Origin of the sequence: Enterobacter sp. E12 (assembly GCF_014596715.2) — a bacterium.
GTDB classification, from domain to species: domain Bacteria; phylum Pseudomonadota; class Gammaproteobacteria; order Enterobacterales; family Enterobacteriaceae; genus Enterobacter; species Enterobacter bugandensis.
The window spans coordinates 696,007-717,405 of record NZ_CP115601.1; the positions used below are offsets into that span (position 1 = coordinate 696,007).

At 55.0% G+C, this 21,399-nt stretch carries 15 protein-coding genes and 1 pseudogene; 14 read left to right on the forward strand and 2 right to left on the reverse strand.

The annotated features are described in order from the left end of the window. Positions 1 to 255 precede the first annotated feature (255 nt). The 4 genes from dnaK to nhaR all read left to right on the forward strand — a co-directional run bounded on the left by dnaK (position 256) and on the right by nhaR (position 5,705). Positions 256 to 2,169, forward strand: a complete 1,914-nt coding sequence (gene dnaK, locus IB212_RS03395; protein ID WP_028015465.1) for a molecular chaperone DnaK — start codon at positions 256 to 258, stop codon at positions 2,167 to 2,169. 87 nt (positions 2,170 to 2,256) lie between these two features. After that, positions 2,257 to 3,402, forward strand: a complete 1,146-nt coding sequence (gene dnaJ / locus IB212_RS03400) for a molecular chaperone DnaJ (protein WP_008502040.1) — start codon at positions 2,257 to 2,259, stop codon at positions 3,400 to 3,402. A 169-nt stretch (positions 3,403 to 3,571) separates the two neighbouring features. Next, positions 3,572 to 4,747, forward strand: coding sequence for a Na+/H+ antiporter NhaA (gene nhaA / locus IB212_RS03405; protein WP_041911268.1), 1,176 nt, complete (start codon positions 3,572 to 3,574; stop codon positions 4,745 to 4,747). Between the two features lie 58 nt (positions 4,748 to 4,805). Next, positions 4,806 to 5,705 (forward strand): transcriptional activator NhaR, encoded by a 900-nt coding sequence (gene nhaR / locus IB212_RS03410; RefSeq protein WP_041911267.1) that lies wholly within the window; start codon positions 4,806 to 4,808, stop codon positions 5,703 to 5,705. Between the two features lie 57 nt (positions 5,706 to 5,762). Here the strand turns inward: nhaR and rpsT are convergent, their stop codons facing one another. Next, positions 5,763 to 6,026, reverse strand: a complete 264-nt coding sequence (rpsT, locus tag IB212_RS03415; protein WP_003856458.1) for a 30S ribosomal protein S20 — start codon at positions 6,024 to 6,026, stop codon at positions 5,763 to 5,765. A gap of 101 nt (positions 6,027 to 6,127) precedes the next feature. Between rpsT and IB212_RS03420 the strand changes: the two are divergent. The 10 genes and pseudogenes from IB212_RS03420 (at position 6,128) to IB212_RS03465 (ending at position 18,387) form a co-directional block, all read left to right on the forward strand. After that, a pseudogene (locus IB212_RS03420) lies at positions 6,128 to 6,346 on the forward strand (DUF2575 domain-containing protein). A 7-nt stretch (positions 6,347 to 6,353) separates the two neighbouring features. Further along, positions 6,354 to 7,280 (forward strand): bifunctional riboflavin kinase/FAD synthetase, encoded by a 927-nt coding sequence (gene ribF / locus IB212_RS03425; RefSeq protein ID WP_028015468.1) that lies wholly within the window; start codon positions 6,354 to 6,356, stop codon positions 7,278 to 7,280. A 45-nt stretch (positions 7,281 to 7,325) separates the two neighbouring features. Then, positions 7,326 to 10,142, forward strand: a complete 2,817-nt coding sequence (ileS, locus tag IB212_RS03430; RefSeq protein ID WP_041911266.1) for an isoleucine--tRNA ligase — start codon at positions 7,326 to 7,328, stop codon at positions 10,140 to 10,142. Next, positions 10,142 to 10,642 carry a signal peptidase II gene (lspA, locus tag IB212_RS03435; protein WP_028015470.1) on the forward strand — a complete coding sequence of 167 codons (501 nt, stop codon included), beginning with the start codon at positions 10,142 to 10,144 and terminating at the stop codon, positions 10,640 to 10,642. Before ileS ends, lspA begins: the two co-directional genes overlap by 1 nt. Before the next feature lie 57 nt (positions 10,643 to 10,699). Beyond that, positions 10,700 to 11,149 (forward strand): FKBP-type peptidyl-prolyl cis-trans isomerase, encoded by a 450-nt coding sequence (fkpB, locus tag IB212_RS03440; RefSeq protein WP_003856450.1) that lies wholly within the window; start codon positions 10,700 to 10,702, stop codon positions 11,147 to 11,149. 1 nt (position 11,150) lies between these two features. Further along, complete coding sequence (gene ispH, locus IB212_RS03445) at positions 11,151 to 12,101, forward strand: 4-hydroxy-3-methylbut-2-enyl diphosphate reductase (RefSeq protein ID WP_028015471.1); 951 nt, start codon at positions 11,151 to 11,153, stop codon at positions 12,099 to 12,101. Between the two features lie 204 nt (positions 12,102 to 12,305). Beyond that, on the forward strand, positions 12,306 to 13,127 hold the full coding sequence (gene dapB, locus IB212_RS03450) for a 4-hydroxy-tetrahydrodipicolinate reductase (protein WP_041911265.1): 822 nt from the start codon (positions 12,306 to 12,308) through the stop codon (positions 13,125 to 13,127). A gap of 454 nt (positions 13,128 to 13,581) precedes the next feature. Next, positions 13,582 to 14,730 carry a glutamine-hydrolyzing carbamoyl-phosphate synthase small subunit gene (gene carA / locus IB212_RS03455; RefSeq protein ID WP_041911264.1) on the forward strand — a complete coding sequence of 383 codons (1,149 nt, stop codon included), beginning with the start codon at positions 13,582 to 13,584 and terminating at the stop codon, positions 14,728 to 14,730. A gap of 18 nt (positions 14,731 to 14,748) precedes the next feature. Further along, positions 14,749 to 17,973, forward strand: coding sequence for a carbamoyl-phosphate synthase large subunit (carB, locus tag IB212_RS03460; RefSeq protein WP_041911263.1), 3,225 nt, complete (start codon positions 14,749 to 14,751; stop codon positions 17,971 to 17,973). A 180-nt stretch (positions 17,974 to 18,153) separates the two neighbouring features. Continuing rightward, entirely contained in the window at positions 18,154 to 18,387 is a 234-nt protein-coding gene (locus tag IB212_RS03465) for a YgdI/YgdR family lipoprotein (RefSeq protein ID WP_021240552.1), read from the forward strand. A 47-nt stretch (positions 18,388 to 18,434) separates the two neighbouring features. On the opposite strand, the gene IB212_RS03470 is transcribed toward IB212_RS03465, so the two are convergent. After that, positions 18,435 to 21,356: an autotransporter outer membrane beta-barrel domain-containing protein gene (locus IB212_RS03470; protein ID WP_041911262.1), complete on the reverse strand. Its 2,922-nt coding sequence runs from the start codon at positions 21,354 to 21,356 to the stop codon at positions 18,435 to 18,437. Between the last annotated feature and the right edge of the window lie 43 nt (positions 21,357 to 21,399).

Here is a 21,399-nt window from a genome sequence, read left to right on the forward strand (position 1 = left end):
AACCCGCGTCAATACTCCCTGACGGGGCGCGGCATCATAATGGGCGGCATCGACGCCGTCTATGATCTCATCAGGGTGAAATTAAAATTTTTTTTATGCTTGCCCCTTGATGGATGCCGTCGCGACCCCATCTTGTAGTCAACCGCAGTGTGTGGACCTGAAAAAAATCAAATCTGGGCAGTTGAAAAAGCACGTTCTGCCCTTATTACAGGTACACAACCACATGTTGACTGAATTTTTAGTGGAGACGTTTAGATGGGTAAAATTATTGGTATCGACCTGGGGACTACCAACTCTTGTGTAGCGATTATGGACGGCACTACTGCACGCGTGCTGGAGAACGCCGAGGGCGATCGCACCACGCCTTCTATCATTGCTTATACCCAGGATGGTGAAACTCTGGTTGGTCAGCCGGCTAAACGTCAGGCAGTGACAAACCCGCAAAACACCCTGTTTGCGATCAAACGCCTGATTGGCCGCCGCTTCCAGGACGAAGAAGTTCAGCGTGACGTTTCTATCATGCCTTACAAAATCATCGCAGCAGATAACGGCGATGCGTGGCTTGATGTGAAAGGCACCAAAACGGCACCACCGCAGATCTCTGCTGAAGTGCTGAAAAAAATGAAGAAAACCGCTGAAGATTACCTGGGTGAGCCGGTAACTGAAGCTGTTATCACCGTTCCTGCTTACTTCAACGATGCTCAGCGTCAGGCAACCAAAGATGCTGGCCGTATCGCAGGTCTGGAAGTAAAACGTATCATCAACGAACCAACCGCGGCTGCACTGGCTTACGGTCTGGATAAAGAAGTCGGCAACCGTACTATCGCGGTTTACGACCTGGGTGGTGGTACCTTCGATATCTCTATTATCGAAATCGACGAAGTTGACGGCGAAAAAACCTTCGAAGTTCTGGCAACCAACGGTGATACCCACCTGGGTGGTGAAGACTTCGATACCCGTCTGATCAACTACCTCGTTGACGAGTTCAAGAAAGATCAGGGCATTGACCTGCGTAACGACCCGCTGGCGATGCAGCGCCTGAAAGAAGCCGCTGAGAAAGCGAAGATCGAACTGTCTTCTGCTCAGCAGACCGACGTGAACCTGCCGTACATCACCGCAGACGCGACCGGTCCTAAACACATGAACATCAAAGTGACCCGTGCGAAACTGGAAAGCCTGGTAGAAGACCTGGTGAACCGTTCTATCGAGCCGCTGAAAGTTGCACTGCAGGATGCTGGCCTGTCCGTATCTGACATCCAGGACGTTATCCTGGTGGGTGGTCAGACCCGTATGCCAATGGTTCAGAAGAAAGTGGCTGAATTCTTTGGTAAAGAGCCACGTAAAGACGTGAACCCGGACGAAGCGGTAGCTATCGGTGCGGCGGTTCAGGGTGGTGTATTGACTGGTGAAGTGAAAGACGTACTGCTGCTGGACGTTACCCCGCTGTCTCTGGGTATCGAAACCATGGGCGGTGTGATGACTGCGCTCATCAACAAAAACACCACCATCCCAACCAAGCACAGCCAGGTGTTCTCTACCGCTGAAGACAACCAGTCTGCGGTAACCATCCATGTGCTGCAGGGTGAGCGTAAGCGTGCGTCTGATAACAAGTCTCTGGGTCAGTTTAACCTGGACGGCATCAACCCGGCACCGCGCGGCATGCCGCAAATCGAAGTTACCTTCGACATCGATGCTGACGGTATCCTGCACGTGTCTGCGAAAGACAAAAACAGCGGTAAAGAGCAGAAGATCACCATCAAGGCATCTTCTGGCCTGAATGAAGCGGAAATCGAAAAAATGGTTCGCGATGCCGAAGCTAACGCGGAATCCGACCGTAAGTTCGAAGAGCTGGTTCAGACCCGTAACCAGGGTGACCATCTGCTGCACAGCACCCGTAAGCAGGTTGAAGAAGCGGGCGATAAACTGCCAGCGGAAGACAAAACTGCTATCGAAGCTGCACTGACCGCGCTTGAAACGTCTCTGAAAGGCGAAGACAAAGCGGATATCGAAGCGAAGATGCAGGAGCTGGCACAGGCTTCCCAGAAGCTGATGGAAATCGCTCAGCAGCAGCATGCACAGCAGCAGGCAGGCGCTGACGCTTCTGCGAACAACGCGAAAGACGACGACGTTGTCGACGCTGAGTTCGAAGAAGTTAAAGACAAAAAATAATCGCCCTGATGCAGGGTAATTAATCGGCACGGGCGTAGGAGAACTCTCCACGCCCGTGCTCGCATGTTAAGGGGCTTAAAAAAACCAATGGCAAAGCAAGACTATTACGAGATTTTAGGCGTTCCGAAAACTGCGGAAGAGCGTGAAATCAAAAAGGCGTATAAGCGCCTGGCCATGAAATTCCACCCGGACCGTAACCAGGGTGACAAAGAGGCTGAAGCAAAATTTAAAGAGATCAAAGAAGCCTACGAAGTCCTGACCGATGCACAAAAACGTGCGGCCTATGACCAATACGGCCACGCGGCCTTTGAACAGGGCGGCATGGGCGGCGGTGGATTCGGTGGCGGCGGCTTTGGCGGCGGTGCGGATTTCAGCGACATCTTTGGCGACGTGTTCGGCGATATCTTCGGCGGCGGTCGTGGTCGTCAGCGCGCAGCGCGCGGCGCGGACCTGCGCTACAACATGGATCTCACTCTTGAAGAGGCCGTTCGTGGCGTCACGAAAGAGATCCGTATCCCGACGCTGGAAGAGTGTGACGTTTGCCACGGCAGCGGCGCGAAAGCGGGTACCCAGCCACAGACCTGTCCAACCTGTCATGGCTCCGGCCAGGTACAGATGCGCCAGGGCTTCTTCGCGGTACAGCAGGCCTGTCCGCACTGTCACGGTCGCGGTACGCTGATTAAAGATCCGTGCACCAAGTGTCACGGCCACGGTCGCGTTGAGAAAACCAAAACCCTGTCCGTTAAGATCCCGGCTGGCGTTGATACGGGCGACCGCATCCGTCTGGCGGGTGAGGGCGAAGCAGGCGAGCACGGCGCGCCGGCAGGCGATCTGTACGTTCAGGTTCAGGTGAAGCAGCACGCCATCTTCGAGCGTGAAGGCAATAACCTGTACTGTGAAGTGCCGATCAACTTTGCGATGGCGGCTCTCGGCGGTGAAATCGAAGTGCCGACGCTGGACGGTCGCGTCAATCTAAAAATCCCTGGTGAAACCCAGACCGGCAAGCTGTTCCGCATGCGCGGCAAAGGCGTGAAATCCGTTCGCGGTGGTGCGCAGGGCGACCTGCTGTGCCGCGTCGTCGTGGAAACGCCGGTTGGCCTGAACGACAAGCAGAAACAGCTGTTGAAAGAGCTTCAGGAGAGCTTTGGCGGCCCAACGGGTGAGAAAAACAGCCCGCGCTCCAAAAGCTTCTTTGATGGCGTCAAAAAATTCTTCGATGATTTGACCCGCTAATTCGTTAGCTGTGTCTAACTTCAAAAAGCCCGGAAGCGATTCCGGGCTTTTTTTTGCAGTTATAGATCGGTAAAACTGAGTCTATACCCAATATTAATCTGTTTTTGCCGAGCTATTTGGCTTGGTATTATGGTTTTATCGAGGTATCTTTGTAAAAGAGAGAATATAAATGAAATTACTACACCGTTTCTTTAGCAGTGAGGCGTCCGGTGGTGTGATCCTGATTATTGCCGCGGCCGCCGCGATGGTGCTGGCTAACCTGGGTATGACCCGCGATCTCTATCACGCATTTCTGGAAACGCCCGTCGAGCTGAAGGTCGGAGCGCTGGAAATTAACAAGAACATGCTGCTGTGGATCAACGATGCGCTAATGGCGGTGTTCTTCCTGCTCGTTGGTCTTGAGGTTAAGCGCGAGCTGGTGCTAGGTTCGCTAGCCAGCCGCCAGCGCGCGGCGTTCCCGGTTATTGCCGCGCTCGGTGGGATGGTCGTTCCAGCGCTGCTCTTTCTCGCATTTACCTGGCAGGATCCTGTCGCGCGTGACGGCTGGGCGATCCCGGCCGCAACGGATATCGCCTTTGCGCTCGGTGTCTTAGCTCTGCTCGGCAGCCGCGTGCCGGTTGCGCTGAAAATCTTTCTGATGGCGCTGGCGATCATTGATGACCTGGGCGCCATTGTGATTATCGCGCTGTTCTACACCAGCGATCTGTCGATCCTGTCCCTGAGCGTGGCCGCCGGGGCGATTGCGGTGTTGGCGGTGCTGAACATCTTCAACGTTCGCCGCATCGGTATCTATATCCTGGTGGGGATGGTGCTGTGGACGGCGGTGCTGAAATCCGGCGTGCACGCCACGCTGGCCGGCGTGATTGTGGGCTTCTTCGTGCCGCTTAAGCCGCAGGACGGTAAGTCACCCGCTAAACAGCTGGAACACGTGCTGCACCCGTGGGTCGCCTTTATGATCCTGCCGCTGTTTGCGTTTGCCAACGCGGGCGTTTCCCTGCAGGGGGTCACGCTGGACGGGCTGACGTCTGTCCTGCCGCTGGGGATTATTGCCGGGCTGTTTATCGGTAAGCCGCTGGGGATCAGCCTCTTCTGCTGGCTGGCGCTGAAGATGAAGCTGGCATCGTTGCCGAACGGTACAACCTTTAGTCAGATCATGGCCGTCGGCATACTGTGCGGTATTGGATTCACCATGTCGATCTTTATCTCGACGCTGGCGTTTGGTGCAAACGCGCCAGAGCTCATCGTCTGGGCGAAACTCGGCATTCTCATTGGGTCATTACTGGCGGCAGTGATTGGGTATACTTTGTTGAAGGTGAAGTTGTCCGGACAGGCCGTCCAGGCATAACGGAACACCGGGAGAAGGTCACTCTTCTCCCGATACACACTCAGGGAGCGAAGACGCGATGCCTCATTTGAATTACAACCATCTTTACTACTTCTGGCACGTTTACAAACAGGGCTCGGTCGTGGGGGCTGCAGAGGCGCTTTACCTGACGCCGCAAACCATCACCGGGCAAATCAAAGCCCTTGAAGAACGGCTGCAGGGTAAGCTCTTCAAGCGCAAGGGCCGTGGGATTGAGCCGAGCGAGCTGGGGGAACTGGTTTTCCGCTATGCGGACAAAATGTTCACCCTGAGCCAGGAGATGCTGGATATCGTCAACTACCGCAAAGAGTCGAACCTGCTCTTTGATGTGGGGGTGGCGGATGCACTGTCCAAACGGCTGGTAAGCGGCGTGCTGGATGCCGCCGTGGTAGAGGATGAACAAATCCATCTGCGCTGCTTTGAATCCACCCACGAGATGCTGCTGGAGCAGCTGAGCCAGCACAAGCTGGACATGATTATCTCGGATTGCCCCATCGACTCCACGCAGCAGGAGGGGCTGTTCTCTGTGAAAATTGGCGAATGCGGCGTGAGCTTCTGGTGCATCAATCCACCGCCGGAGAAACCTTTCCCGGCCTGTCTGGAAGAGCGTCGCCTGCTGGTGCCGGGCAGGCGTTCCATGCTCGGACGCAAGCTGCTGAACTGGTTTAATTCGCAGGGGTTGAACGTGGAGATCCTCGGCGAGTTCGACGATGCGGCGTTGATGAAAGCCTTTGGCGAAGCGTATAATGCGATCTTCGTGGCGCCAACGCTCTACGCGCACGATCTCTATTCAGACGATAAGATTACGGAGATTGGCAGAGTAGATAACGTGATGGAGGAGTACCACGCCATATTCGCCGAAAGGATGATTCAACACCCGGCGGTGCAGCGAATCTGCAACCGTGACTACTCGGCGCTGTTTACGCCACCGGCATTCTGAAGACATAAAAAAACCCGCGTTAAGCGGGTTCTTTAAACAAGCAACAACAAGTAGCGATTAAGCCAGTTTGTTGATCTGCGCGGTCAGGTTTGCTTTATGACGCGCTGCTTTGTTTTTGTGGATCAGACCTTTAGCAGCCTGACGATCCACGATTGGTTGCATTTCGTTAAATGCGTTCTGCGCTGCAGCTTTGTCGCCAGCTTCGATTGCTGCGTATACTTTCTTGATGAAAGTACGCATCATAGAGCGACGGCTTGCGTTGTGCTTACGAGCCTTTTCAGACTGAACGGCACGTTTCTTAGCTGATTTGATATTAGCCAAGTCCAACTCCCAAATATGTTCTATGTGGACAATTCAAAGGCCGAGGAATATGCCCTCTTTGCCTTCTTTTGTCAATGGATTTGTGCAAATAAGCGCCGTTAATTAGCGACGCTACGTTACGTAGTGATGGCGCAGGATTCTACCAGCTTGTCTTTCGTGAATACAGCCTTTCGGCGTAAAAATCGCAGTTCACGGGCAGATTTTTTCGCTGTGAAAGGTCAGCCTGATGAAATCATTACGGCTTTCTGTTTTGCGCGAACAATCGCCGGTTAACCTTAACCGCTGTACAAGGTATACTTTGGCGATTTTCACTGTTTTGAGCCAGACATGAAGCTGATACGCGGCATACATAATCTCAGCAGAGCGCCACACGGGTGCGTGCTGACCATTGGTAATTTCGACGGCGTGCATCGTGGTCATCAGGCGCTGTTGCAGGGATTGCGTAAAGAAGGGGAGGCCCGTGGCCTGCCGGTTGTGGTGATGATTTTCGAGCCACAGCCGCTGGAGCTGTTCGCGGGCGATAAATCTCCCGCTCGGCTAACTCGCCTGCGCGAAAAGTTGCGCTACCTGGCGGAGTCCGGCGTGGACTACGTATTGTGTGTGCGTTTCGATCGCCGCTTTGCCGCACTGACAGCACAAAATTTTGTCAGCGACCTGCTGGTTAAGCGTCTTGGCGTTCAGTTTCTCGCCGTAGGGGATGATTTCCGCTTTGGCGCTGGTCGTCAGGGCGATTTCTTGCTATTACAGAAGGCTGGTCTGGAGTACGGTTTTGACGTCACCAGCGCGATGACCTTCTGTGAAGGCGGCGTGCGCGTCAGCAGCACGGCGGTGCGGCAGGCGCTGGCTAATGATGAACTGGAGACGGCAGAAAATTTGCTGGGCCATCCGTTCACCATCTCTGGCCGCGTGGTTCATGGCGATGCGCTGGGCCGCACGATTGGTTTCCCGACGGCGAATATACCGCTGCGTCGTCAGGTTTCCCCGGTTAAAGGGGTCTATGCGGTGGAAGTGGCAGGACTGGGCGATAAGTCGTTTTACGGCGTTGCCAACATTGGCACGCGTCCTACCGTTGCCGGTGTGCGTCAACAGCTAGAAGTGCACCTGCTGGACGTTGTAATGGACCTTTATGGTCGCCATATAGATGTAATACTGCGTAAAAAAATACGCAACGAGCAGCGATTTGCTTCGCTGGATGAACTTAAGGCGCAAATCGCGCGAGATGAATTAACGGCCCGCGAGTTTTTTGGGCTTTAGAACCGGCTTAACTGCCTACGTGATAAATACGGAACCGAGAATCTGATGAGTGACTATAAATCAACCCTGAATTTGCCGGAAACAGGGTTCCCGATGCGCGGCGATCTCGCCAAGCGTGAACCGGGAATGCTGGCGCGTTGGACCGATGATGACCTGTACGGCATCATTCGTGCAGCCAAAAAAGGCAAAAAAACCTTCATTCTGCATGATGGCCCTCCATATGCGAATGGCAGCATTCATATTGGTCACTCAGTAAACAAGATTCTGAAAGATATTATCGTGAAGTCCAAAGGACTCGCGGGATTTGACTCGCCTTACGTGCCGGGCTGGGACTGCCACGGTTTGCCGATCGAGCTGAAAGTGGAGCAAGAGTTTGGCAAGCCAGGTGAGAAGTTCACCGCTGCAGAGTTCCGCGCGAAGTGCCGCGAATACGCGGCCACCCAGGTTGAAGGCCAGCGTGCTGACTTTATCCGTCTGGGCGTGCTGGGCGACTGGTCGCACCCGTACCTGACCATGGACTTCAGAACCGAAGCCAACATCATCCGTGCGCTGGGCAAAATCATCGGTAACGGCCACCTGCATAAAGGCGCAAAGCCTGTGCACTGGTGCGTGGACTGCCGTTCTGCGCTGGCAGAAGCGGAAGTGGAATATTACGACAAAACTTCACCTTCTATCGACGTGGCCTTCGAAGCGGTCGATCAGGATGCCATTAAAGGTAAATTCGGTCTGCCTGGCGTTAGCGGCCCGATCTCTCTGGTGATCTGGACCACTACCCCGTGGACGCTGCCAGCCAACCGTGCAATCTCTCTTTCCGGCGAGTTCGAATATGCGCTGGTGCAGATTGATGGCCGCGCGGTTATCCTGGCGAAAGATCTGGTTGAAAGCGTGCTGAAACGCGCGAATATCACCGACTACACCGTGCTGGGCACCGTAAAAGGCGACGCGCTGGAGCTGATGCGCTTCAAACACCCGTTCCTGGACTTCGACGTTCCGGCGATCCTGGGCGACCACGTCACGCTGGACGCGGGTACCGGTGCGGTACATACCGCCGGTGGCCACGGTCCTGACGACTACAACATCAGCCTGAAATACGGCCTGGAAATTGCCAACCCGGTAGGCCCGGACGGTTCTTACCTGCCTGGCACCTACCCGGCGCTGGATGGTATCAACGTCTTCAAAGCCAACGACATCATCGTTGACATGCTGCGCACCAGCGGCGCGCTGCTGCACGTTGAGAAAATGCAGCACAGCTATCCGTGCTGCTGGCGCCACAAGACGCCGATCATCTTCCGTGCGACCCCGCAGTGGTTCGTCAGCATGGATCAGAAAGGCCTGCGCGAGCAGTCTCTGAAAGAGATCAAAGGCGTGCAGTGGATCCCGGACTGGGGCCAGGCGCGTATCGAATCCATGGTGGCTAACCGTCCTGACTGGTGTATATCTCGTCAGCGTACCTGGGGCGTGCCGATGTCGCTGTTCGTGCATAAAGAGACGCATGAGCTGCACCCGAACACCCTGGAACTGATGGAAGAAGTGGCGAAGCGCGTCGAAGTTGACGGCATTCAGGCGTGGTGGGATCTCGACGCCCGTGACATCCTGGGCGCGGACGCGGACAACTATGAGAAAGTGCCAGACACCCTGGACGTGTGGTTCGACTCCGGGTCGACTCACGCCTCCGTAGTTGACGTGCGTCCGGAGTTTGCCGGTCACGCTGCCGACATGTATCTGGAAGGTTCCGACCAACACCGCGGCTGGTTCATGTCATCCCTGATGATCTCCACCGCGATGAAAGGTAAAGCGCCTTACCGTCAGGTACTGACCCACGGCTTCACCGTGGATGGTCAGGGCCGTAAGATGTCCAAGTCCATCGGCAACACCGTTTCGCCGCAGGACGTGATGAACAAGCTGGGCGCGGACATCCTGCGTCTGTGGGTGGCGTCGACCGACTACACCGGCGAAATGGCGGTGTCTGACGAGATCCTGAAGCGTGCTGCCGACAGCTATCGTCGTATCCGTAACACCGCGCGCTTCCTGCTGGCGAACCTGAACGGGTTCGATCCAGTGAAAGACATGGTGAAACCGGAAGAGATGGTCGTGCTGGACCGCTGGGCGGTAGGCTGCGCGAAAGCGGCGCAGGAAGATATCCTGAAAGCCTATGAGTCTTACGACTTCCACGAAGTGGTGCAGCGCCTGATGCGCTTCTGCTCCATCGAGATGGGCTCGTTCTACCTCGACATCATCAAAGATCGCCAGTACACCGCGAAGGCGGACAGCGTGGCTCGCCGTAGCTGCCAGTCCGCGCTGTTCCACATCGCAGAAGCGCTGGTGCGCTGGATGGCGCCGATCATGTCCTTCACCGCGGATGAAATCTGGGGTTATCTGCCGGGCGACCGTGAGAAGTATGTCTTCACCGGCGAGTGGTATGAAGGTCTGTTCGATCTCTCCAGCACCGAAGCAATGAACGATGCCTTCTGGGACGAGCTGCTGAAAGTGCGTGGCGAAGTGAACAAAGTGATCGAGCAGGCGCGTGCGGATAAAAAAGTCGGTGGCTCTCTGGAAGCGGCAGTGATCCTGTACGCCGAACCGGAGCTGGCGGCGAAGCTGACCGCGCTGGGCGATGAATTACGATTTGTCCTGTTGACCTCCGGTGCAAAAGTTGCGGATTATGCCGAGGCTTATGCTGATGCTCAGCAGAGCGAGTTGCTCAAAGGCCTGAAAGTCGCACTGAGCAAAGCCGAAGGTGAGAAGTGCCCGCGCTGCTGGCATTACACTACCGATATCGGCCAGGTGGCGGAACACGCAGACATCTGCGGACGCTGTGTAAGCAACGTCGCCGGTGACGGCGAAAAACGTAAGTTTGCCTGATGAGTAAAACTCTCTGTTCAACAGGACTGCGCTGGCTGTGGCTGGTTGTGGTGGTGCTGATTATCGATCTGGGCAGCAAGTTCCTGATCCTCCAGAATTTCGCTCTGGGGGAGACGGTTTCGCTGTTCCCGTCGCTTAACCTGCACTATGCGCGCAACTACGGCGCGGCGTTTAGCTTCCTTGCCGACAGCGGTGGCTGGCAGCGCTGGTTCTTCGCGGGTATCGCTCTCGGTATCTGCGTGGTACTGGCTGTGCTGATGTACCGCTCGAAGGCCACGCAAAAGCTGAATAACATCGCCTACGCGCTGATCATTGGCGGCGCGCTGGGCAACCTGTTTGACCGCCTGTGGCACGGCTTTGTGGTCGATATGATCGACTTCTACGTCGGCGACTGGCACTTCGCGACCTTTAACCTGGCCGACACCGCCATCTGCATCGGTGCGGCGTTAATCGTGCTGGAAGGCTTCTTGCCTAAACCCGCAGCGAAAGAGCAGGCGTAATTGTCAATGCCGGGTGATGCGCTGCGCCACCCGGCACAACATTAAAGAGCAATGTGTATGTCTAAATCCGTACAGAGCAACAGCGCGGTTCTCGTTCACTTCACGCTGAAGCTGGATGACGGCTCCACGGCTGAATCCACCCGCAATAACGGCAAACCTGCCCTGTTTCGTCTCGGCGATACCTCCCTGTCTGAAGGTCTTGAGCAGCAGCTCCTGGGCCTGAAAGAGGGTGAGAAAAAAGCGTTCTCGCTGGAGCCGGATGCCGCGTTTGGCGTGCCAAGCCCGGACCTGATTCAGTATTTCTCGCGCCGCGAGTTTATGGACGCGGGCGAACCGGAAATCGGGGCGATTATGCTCTTTACCGCTATGGACGGCAGCGAAATGCCTGGCGTGATCCGCGAGATTAACGGCGACTCTATCACCGTTGACTTCAACCATCCGCTTGCCGGGCGTACCGTTCATTTTGATGTTGAAGTGCTGGAGATTGATCCGGCACTGGAGGCCTGAAATGCAGATCCTGTTGGCTAACCCGCGCGGCTTCTGCGCCGGTGTAGACCGCGCTATCAGCATTGTTGAAAACGCGCTGGAGATTTACGGCGCGCCGATTTACGTGCGTCACGAAGTGGTGCATAACCGCTACGTGGTCGACAGCCTGCGCGAGCGCGGTGCTATTTTCATCGAGCAGATCAGCGAAGTGCCGGACGGTGCGATCCTGATCTTCTCTGCGCACGGCGTCTCTCAGGCGGTCCGTAACGAAGCGAAAAGCCGCGATCTGACCGTATTCGATGCCACCTGTCCATTAGTGACAAAAGTGCATATGGAAGTGGCGCGCGCCAGCCGTCGCGGTGAAGAGTCGATTCTGATTGGCCACGCCGGTCACCCGGAAGTTGAAGGCACCATGGGCCAGTACAGCAACCCGGAAGGGGGAATGTACCTGGTGGAGTCACCGGAAGATGTACTGACGCTGAACGTGAAAAACGAAGCGCGTCTGTCGTTTATGACCCAGACCACGCTCTCCGTAGACGACACCTCTGACGTGATTGACGCCCTGCGCCAGCGCTTCCCGAAAATCGTCGGGCCGCGTAAGGATGATATCTGCTACGCCACCACTAACCGTCAGGAAGCGGTGCGCGCGCTGGCTGAACAGGCGGACGTGGTGCTGGTTGTCGGCTCTAAAAACTCCTCTAACTCCAACCGTCTGGCCGAACTGGCGCAGCGTATGGGGAAAGCGGCGTTTTTAATCGACGACGCGACGGACATCCAGGAAGCGTGGGTGAAAAATGCGGCCTGCGTTGGCGTTACCGCAGGCGCTTCCGCGCCGGATATCCTGGTGCAGAACGTGATTGCTCGTCTGCAGGAGCTGGGCGGGGGCGAAGCGGTGCCGCTGGAAGGACGCGAAGAGAATATCGTCTTCGAAGTGCCGAAAGAGCTGCGTATCGACGCCCGCGAAGTGGAATAATTTCTTTTCTGATGAAAGGCCAGCACCTCCTGTGCTGGCCTTTTTTTGCTCCGGACTTTATCGTTACGACAAAATCATGTCTTTTACTGATATCTGAGTCGGTTTCACGTTAAATTCTAATTATTGGTGTTTTCAGTTGGCAGCCTTTACGAAGGCTGGTTAATCTGAAAACGGTTTACATCATTTTAACGTAAGAGAATAACTATGCATGATGCACAGATCCGTGTCGCCATTGCGGGCGCGGGTGGACGTATGGGTCGCCAGCTGATTCAGGCGGCAATACAAATGGATGGCGTGGCACTCGGCGCGGCGCTGGAGCGTGAAGGTTCATCCCTGCTGGGATCCGATGCGGGTGAACTGGCCGGCGCGGGCAAGACAGGTGTTACCGTTCAGAGCAGCCTTGATGCGGTCAAAGATGACTTTGACGTGTTCATCGACTTTACCCGTCCCGAAGGCACCCTGACTCACCTGGCGTTTTGCCGCCAGCACGGTAAAGGGATGGTGATTGGCACCACCGGCTTCGATGATGCGGGTAAACAGGCCATTCAGGATGCAGCCACCGACATTGCGATTGTCTTTGCCGCGAACTTTAGCGTAGGCGTTAACGTCATGCTGAAGCTGCTGGAAAAAGCGGCGAAGGTGATGGGCGACCACACCGACATTGAGATTATTGAAGCGCACCACCGCCATAAAGTTGATGCTCCATCAGGCACGGCGCTGGCGATGGGCGAAGCGATTGCTTATGCAATGGATAAAGATTTAAAAGACATCGCAGTCTATTCCCGTGAAGGGCATACCGGAGAACGCGTGCCGGGCACCATTGGTTTCGCAACCGTCCGGGCGGGCGATATCGTCGGCGAACACACGGCGATGTTCGCCGATATTGGCGAACGTGTTGAGATTACACACAAAGCGTCAAGCCGCATGACGTTCGCCAATGGCGCAGTACGCTCCGCATTGTGGCTGAAATCGAAAGAAAAGGGTCTTTTTGATATGCGAGATGTGCTGGATCTCAACAATTTGTAAGCTTTATTACCCATCGTGATGTGGTTATTGCAGTCGTAATGTATTGATTGCATAGGGCAATAATTTATTGCCCTCTTATTTTATTTGTTTTAGATGGATTTTGATTGTTAATCGTCATAAATCTGATTTTTATGCAATTATTATGTGAATTGAATGTAAATTTTGACCATTTGGTCCACTTTTTGTCGCTCTCGTCTCTTAATTTCCATAAAACCTACCGCGCAAGCGTTTTCCAGGATGATTTACCTGATCTTTTTGCCCGTTAAATCCCATTCAAGCTGCCAGTCCTGCAAAAGAATAAACAAAATATCCGTTTTAAGTTGACTTTTACCCACCAAATCTCCAGAATGCCGCCGTTTGCCAAAAATCCGCTGGCAACACATTTGCATTGATCTATGACATAGTCATGAATTAATATGCAAATAAAGTGAGTGAATATTCTCTGGAGGGTGTTTTGATTAAGTCAGCGCTATTGGTTCTGGAAGACGGAACCCAGTTTATCGGTCGGGCCATAGGGGCAACGGGTTCGGCGGTTGGGGAAGTCGTTTTCAATACTTCAATGACCGGTTATCAAGAAATCCTCACTGATCCTTCCTATTCTCGCCAAATCGTTACTCTTACTTATCCTCATATCGGCAATGTCGGCACCAATGCGGCTGACGAAGAATCCTCTCAGGTACATGCGCAAGGCCTGGTCATTCGCGACCTGCCGCTGATTGCCAGCAACTTCCGCAACACTGAAGACCTCTCTTCTTACCTGAAGCGCCATAACATCGTGGCGATTGCCGATATCGATACCCGTAAGTTAACGCGTCTGCTGCGCGAGAAGGGGGCACAAAACGGCTGCATCATCGCAGGGGATAACCTCGATGCGACGCTGGCGCTGGAAAAAGCGAAAGCCTTCCCGGGCCTGAACGGCATGGACCTGGCGAAAGAAGTGACTACCGCCGAAGCCTATAGCTGGACGCAGGGGAGCTGGACGCTGGAAGGCGACCTGCCGGAAGCGAAAAAAGAGAACGAACTGCCGTTCCACGTGGTGGCCTATGATTTTGGTGCCAAGCGCAACATCCTGCGCATGCTGGTTGACCGCGGCTGCCGCCTGACGGTGGTACCGGCGAAAACCTCCGCTGAAGAGGTGCTTAAGATGAACCCGGACGGCATCTTCCTCTCTAACGGCCCAGGCGACCCGGCACCGTGCGATTACGCTATCGACGCCATCAAGTCCTTCCTGGAAACCGACATCCCGGTATTCGGCATCTGCCTCGGCCATCAGCTGCTGGCGCTGGCGAGCGGTGCGAACACCGTCAAGATGAAGTTCGGCCACCACGGTGGTAACCACCCGGTGAAAGACATTGATAACAATACGGTGATGATTACCGCGCAGAACCACGGTTTCGCCGTCGATGAAGCCTCTATGCCGGCTAACCTGCGCGTGACGCACAAATCACTGTTCGATGGCACCCTGCAGGGTATCCACCGTACTGATAAGCCAGCGTTCAGCTTCCAGGGCCACCCGGAAGCCAGCCCGGGCCCGCACGACGCCGCGCCGCTGTTCGATCACTTCATCGAACTTATCGAGCAATACCGTAAGACCGCTAAATAATCAGGAGCCGAGAAGACCATGCCAAAACGTACAGACATAAAAAGCATCCTGATCCTTGGCGCTGGCCCGATCGTCATCGGCCAGGCCTGCGAATTCGACTACTCCGGCGCGCAGGCGTGTAAAGCGCTGCGCGAAGAGGGTTACCGCGTTATCCTGGTTAACTCTAACCCGGCGACCATCATGACCGACCCGGAAATGGCGGATGCCACCTACATCGAGCCGATTCACTGGGAAGTGGTGCGTAAAATCATCGAAAAAGAGCGCCCGGACGCGGTGCTGCCAACCATGGGCGGCCAGACGGCGCTGAACTGCGCGCTGGAGCTGGAGCGTCAGGGCGTGCTGGCTGAATTTGGCGTCACCATGATTGGTGCGACCGCCGATGCGATTGATAAAGCAGAAGACCGTCGCCGCTTTGACGTGGCGATGAAGAAAATCGGCCTCGACACCGCGCGCTCCGGTATTGCGCATAACATGGAAGAGGCGCTGGCCGTTGCGGCTGAAGTGGGCTATCCGTGCATCATCCGTCCATCGTTCACCATGGGCGGCACCGGTGGCGGTATCGCCTACAACCGCGAAGAGTTCGAAGAGATTTGCGAGCGCGGTCTGGATCTCTCCCCAACCAAAGAGCTGCTGATTGATGAATCGCTGATTGGCTGGAAAGAGTACGAGATGGAAGTGGTGCGTGATAAAAACGACAACTGCATCATCGTCTGCTCCATCGAAAACTTCGATGCGATGGGTATCCACACCGGCGACTCCATCACCGTTGCGCCAGCCCAGACGCTGACCGACAAAGAGTATCAAATCATGCGTAACGCCTCGATGGCGGTACTGCGTGAAATCGGCGTGGAAACCGGCGGCTCTAACGTGCAGTTCTCCGTTAACCCGAAAACCGGCCGTCTGATTGTTATCGAAATGAACCCGCGCGTGTCCCGCTCCTCCGCGCTGGCCTCCAAAGCCACCGGCTTCCCGATTGCGAAAGTGGCGGCGAAGCTGGCAGTGGGTTACACCCTCGACGAGCTGATGAACGACATCACCGGTGGCCGCACGCCTGCGTCCTTCGAGCCGTCCATCGACTACGTTGTGACTAAAATTCCTCGCTTTAACTTCGAGAAATTCGCGGGCGCAAACGACCGTCTGACGACCCAGATGAAATCTGTGGGTGAAGTGATGGCGATTGGCCGCACGCAGCAGGAATCCCTGCAAAAAGCGCTGCGCGGTCTGGAAGTGGGCGCCACCGGCTTTGACCCGAAAGTGAGCCTGGACGACCCGGAAGCGCTGACCAAAATCCGCCGCGAGCTGAAAGACGCGGGCGCAGAGCGTATCTGGTACATCGCCGATGCCTTCCGCGCGGGCCTGTCCGTCGACGGCGTATTTAACCTGACCAACATCGACCGCTGGTTCCTGGTGCAGATTGAAGAGCTGGTGCGTCTGGAAGAGAAAGTGGCGGAGTTGGGTATCAACGGCCTGGATGCAGACTTCCTGCGCATGCTGAAGCGTAAAGGCTTCGCCGATGCGCGTCTGGCTAAACTGGCGGGCGTGCGCGAAGCGGAAATCCGCAAGCTGCGCGACCAGTATGACCTGCACCCGGTTTACAAGCGCGTGGACACCTGTGCAGCAGAGTTCTCGACCGATACCGCGTACATGTACTCCACCTATGAAGACGAGTGCGAAGCGAACCCGTCCGTCGACCGCGACAAGATTATGGTGCTGGGCGGCGGTCCAAACCGTATCGGCCAGGGCATCGAGTTCGACTACTGCTGCGTACACGCCTCGCTGGCGCTGCGCGAAGACGGGTACGAGACCATCATGGTCAACTGTAACCCGGAAACCGTTTCTACCGACTACGACACCTCCGATCGCCTCTACTTCGAGCCGGTTACCCTGGAAGACGTGCTGGAAATCGTGCGCATCGAGAAGCCAAAAGGCGTTATCGTGCAGTACGGCGGTCAGACCCCGCTGAAGCTGGCGCGCGCGCTGGAAGCGGCAGGCGTACCGGTTATCGGTACCAGCCCGGACGCGATTGACCGCGCGGAAGATCGTGAGCGTTTCCAGCAGGCGGTTGACCGTCTGAAGCTGAAGCAGCCGGCGAACGCCACGGTGACCGCCATTGAAATGGCCGTTGAGAAGGCGAAAGAGATTGGTTACCCGCTGGTGGTGCGCCCTTCCTACGTCCTGGGCGGCCGCGCGATGGAAATCGTCTACGACGAAGCCGACCTGCGTCGCTACTTCCAGACGGCGGTGAGCGTTTCCAACGATGCGCCAGTGCTGCTTGACCGCTTCCTCGACGACGCGGTTGAGGTGGACGTGGATGCCATCTGCGATGGCGAAATGGTGCTGATTGGCGGCATCATGGAGCACATCGAGCAGGCTGGCGTGCACTCCGGCGACTCCGCCTGTTCTCTGCCGGCCTACACGCTGAGCCAGGAAATTCAGGACGTGATGCGCCAGCAGGTGCAGAAGCTGGCCTTTGAGCTGCAGGTTCGCGGCCTGATGAACGTCCAGTTCGCGGTGAAAGACAACGAAGTTTATCTGATTGAAGTCAACCCGCGTGCGGCGCGTACCGTACCGTTCGTCTCTAAAGCGACCGGTATTCCGCTGGCGAAAGTGGCGGCGCGCGTGATGGCTGGCCAGACGCTGGCTCAGCAGGGCGTAACCAAAGAGATCATCCCGCCGTATTACTCGGTGAAAGAGGTGGTGCTGCCGTTCAACAAATTCCCGGGCGTTGACCCGCTGTTAGGGCCAGAGATGCGCTCGACCGGGGAAGTAATGGGCGTGGGCCGCACCTTCGCAGAAGCGTTTGCCAAGGCGCAGCTGGGCAGCAGCTCTACCATGAGAAAATCGGGCCGTGCGCTGCTCTCCGTTCGCGAAGGCGATAAAGAGCGCGTGGTTGACCTGGCCGCCAAGCTGCTGAAACAGGGCTTCGAGCTGGACGCAACCCACGGTACGGCGATTGTGCTGGGTGAAGCGGGCATCAACCCGCGTCTGGTGAACAAGGTTCATGAAGGTCGTCCGCACATTCAGGATCGTATCAAGAATGGCGAATATACCTACATCATCAACACCACCGCAGGACGCCAGGCGATTGAAGACTCCAAGCTGATTCGCCGCAGCGCGCTGCAATACAAAGTGCACTACGACACCACCCTGAACGGCGGTTTCGCAACAGCCATGGCGCTGAACGCGGATGCCACCGAGAAGGTGATTTCGGTTCAGGAAATGCACGCGCAGATTAGCAAGTAATCTGCGTAGGCCCGGCGGCGGTAGCGCCGCCGGGCAAATGGCGGGTGGCGCTTCGCTTACCCGCCCTCCTTTTTTCTTTATCCATCTTCAGAACCTTCTGGTTTTTCATCCGCATTCAGTGAGTTAGCCTAAAATTATTAGGTCGATAACGAAATTCAACTGAGAGCAGGGGAAAACACCATGCAAAATAAATTACTGATCGCCACCCTTCTTGCCGCCACTGCAACGTTTACCGTCGCGGGCTGTTCCTCTAACCAGGCAGTGAAAACCACCGATGGCAAAACCATTGTCACCGACGGGAAACCACAGGTCGATGATGATACCGGTCTGGTGTCGTATAAAAATGCGGAAACGGGTCAGACCGAGCAGATCAACCGCGATCAGGTTAAATCAATGGGCGAACTGGATAACTAATAAAAAAGCCGTGGCGTTTGCCACGGCTTTTAGTCTTTCAGGAACGATTACCAGCGGTGGTTCAGCAGGATATGACCACCATAAGCAGCATAGCTGTTTTCACCCCACTCGGCGCTGGCGCGCAGGGAGAGCGTGGTGGTGTCGTTCAGGTTACCGGTGACGCCTAGCTCTAACTGACCGCGATCTTCCGGCGTATCGTTGCTGACGGTCTCGCCGTTAAATGCCAGATCGTTTTGACCCGCACCTTTCAGCCAGTTCACGGCAACGTACGGCTGCCAGGCTTTAACATCTTTCTGCTGGAAGTAGCTTGATTTGACGCCCAGACGACCAAACAGACCGTCGTTGTCCAGCGTTGTCACCCGCACGCCGTCGCGATCGGTATGGTTTTCCTGATCCAGATAGCTGTAGATAACCTGCGCCTGCGGTTCGATTTTCCAGGTGCGCTCATTTTCTGAATCAATCACCCATGCATGGCCCACTTCGACGGATGCCGCGAAGCCCTCACTGTCGTAGTCTTCATCATTACGGTTGCTGGTCACTTTATTGTTGTACCAGCTGTAGGCGGCCCAGGTATCAACGTAGCTGCCCAGGCGCAGCTTCTGATCTTCCTGCCAGGTTGCATACAGGCCGACGTTAAAGCCGTCCACTTTGCCTTGCGCATCACGCACGTTGTGTTTTGCATCAGAGTGAGTTTTCGCCTGACCGGCCCCGAACATGCCGCCCGCACGCAGAATACCGTTGTCCATAGGCTTGCTCATAAAGTCGCTGCCTACCTGAAGCACGGTGGTGGTGGTGTCATAGCTGACTTTGTCGCCGCCTGCATTGTTTTCATGGTAGCGACCTTTGACGTACATCCAGGTGTTGAGGTCTTCTTCATTACGGAAGGTGATCTGATCGCGATCGTCACGCTTGTGCAGGAACATGCTCTGCGCGGCAAGGTAGTTGCCTAAGTAAGCGCCAACCTCCGGAGCCATGACTTCAGGACCGCTGTTGCTGCCGTTGTCGGTGTTACCGCCGTTGTCGGTGTTACCGCCGTTGTCGGTGTTATCACCGTTGTCGGTGTTACCGCCGTTGTCAGTGTTACCGCCGTTGTCGGTGTTGCCGCCGTTGTCGGTGTTGCCGCCGTTGTCGGTGTTATCACCGTTGTCGGTGTTATCGCCATCATCGGTATTATCAGACGGTTCATCGGAAGGCGTGGCCTTTGACTCCAGGTACCAGTTGCCGTTGCTGTGCTGATAGAGATTATATTCCCACGCACCGGCAACCACCGGTTTGGCAAGGGTCAACTGGGCTTCGGAGCTGCCGCCGACACTGACAATTTCCATCCCGTTAATGGTTTGCGCGCCTGCGCCGCCAATGTTGGTAATGCTGACGCCGGACTGACCGAAGCTGCTACCCGTAATGGTGAGGTGGTCAGTGGGTGAGTTATCTTCACCCAGGGTGCTGTTCATCACAATCTGGCTACCGTAAGAGCCGGTGTAGTCGCCATCAATCGTAAAATTGTTGCCAACGCTATTATCAGCCGCACTGAGTAACAGTGTGCCGCCGTTAGTCACGTTGCCGTTGATGGTATCGACGCCGGAAGCGCTGAGCGTGGCGTTACCCTGAACTGCATTCCATGCCGCCAGCGTACCGCCGCTAAGAATCGCGATGTTGTTGTTCACTTCGCCTGCGGTGGCAAAGGTCGCGCCGTTTTCAACGGTAACGGTGGCGTTACTGCCCTTAACGCCGAGCGTTGCCCCGGAAGATACCAGCGTAGTACCGCAGTGCAGTACCGTATCCCCGGTATAGCTATTTTTGCCCGTCAGGGTCAGCGTATTGGAATCCACTTTTTCGACGTTACCGCTACCGGTCATGTTGGTGGCGAAAGTGAAATCGCTTCCCTGATTAAAAATAACGGTACCGTTGTTGGTGAGCCCACCGCTGAGGGTCGCGGTTTTTTCGCCATCGCCCAGTTGCAGCGAGGCATTTTTGGCCACCCGTGTATTACCGGTATTCGAAACCGCGCCTGACAGGGTTAACGCGCCCGTGTCTATCAGCAAAGAATCGCCAGAGCCAATAATGTCGAGATCGCCCGACAGCGCCCAATTTTCGCCCATCATTTTTATACTGGCAAAACCGTCGCCTTCGTTCAGACCGACAAAGTTACTGTCTTCCGTACCGGTGCCGATCAGGGTGAGAGTGTTTCCCGTGGAATTGGTGGAAATAACGTCACCGATAAGAGTGGAACCCGTATCAAGCACCAGCGTGTTATTTTTATTGCTGGCAAACATAACAGCGGCTGTATCACCACTAATCGTTCCGCTATTTGTGATATCTACTTTTGCAGTATCTTTTACATTAATGCCAATCTGGGTTCCCTGCACGGTACCACTGTTAAATATCTTTGTATTGCCAGTACCTAGTGTGATAGCGTCATCGCTTGTACCGATAATTGTACCACTGTTATTAATACCAATGCCGGTCTGAGAGTTCAGACCTGTTTTTCCTTTTATCATTCCAGTGCTGGAGTTAGTAATATTTACTGCGGAGGAGTTTTCACTGATAAAAATGCCATTTTCCGCACCTATGATATTTCCATTATTCTTGAATTCACCGAGTAATGACTGAATATTTACAGCATTCGCGGTGGTGGAAGAAATGTTTGCACCGATGTCGTTATTAATAACAACACTTTGCGCACCAGTATTTATATTCAGGCCAGTTTCCCTACCGGAAATATTCCCTTCGTTTGTGACATTGTTGACAGTAAACCCAGTGACTGACACTGCCGCTTCACTATCTGCGGAAGATATCGTCACGTCTTTATTAATAACATATTCAGCATCGGATGAGAAATCTTGAGGAACAGAAGTTGATTGGTCAATCGTTGCAGAAAACGCAACCGCAGGAGTGCATATCAACAAGGCAGGAAATATCTTTCCCAGCGTTTTGGTTGTATTATTTAATTTGAAGAATTTGTTGCTCATGTACACATCCATTTGAGAGAGAAGGAACATCAGATAACGTGCG